The following is a 391-nucleotide window of genomic DNA, read 5'->3' as shown; positions in this document are numbered from 1 at the left end:
CGTATCTGCCATCCACACAGGCACATACGTGTCTTTTTCGCCATGAATAAAAAACATGGGCAACCGGCATTTATTCCCCTGCTCCAAAGCGGAGGCTTCTTTGAAATTCCAACCCACTTTCATGTTGGCATACAAAGAAGTGGCATACAATATCGGGAACTCGGGCAAACTATATCGCGCTTTCAGTTGGTGCGAAAACTCGTCCCAGACAGAGGTGTAGCCACAGTCGGCAACAAAACATTTAACGTTGTCGGGCAATTTTTCGCCCGACAGCATCATAGTGGTTGCCGCACCCATCGAAATGCCGTGAACCACGATATGGGTAGAATCGCCAAAGATGCCTTGAGCCACATCAAGCCATTTCAGCACATCCAAACGGTCGTTCCAACCC

General features: G+C 48.8%; 1 protein-coding gene. It reads right to left on the bottom strand.

Annotated features, from left to right (window positions below):
• On the bottom strand, positions 1-391 hold a 391-nt coding region (locus tag ASC50_RS05370; RefSeq protein ID WP_158648489.1), incomplete at both ends, for an alpha/beta hydrolase.

It is taken from the genome of Candidatus Symbiothrix dinenymphae (assembly GCF_001431085.1).
This window is presented reverse-complemented; position numbering and strand designations above follow the sequence as displayed.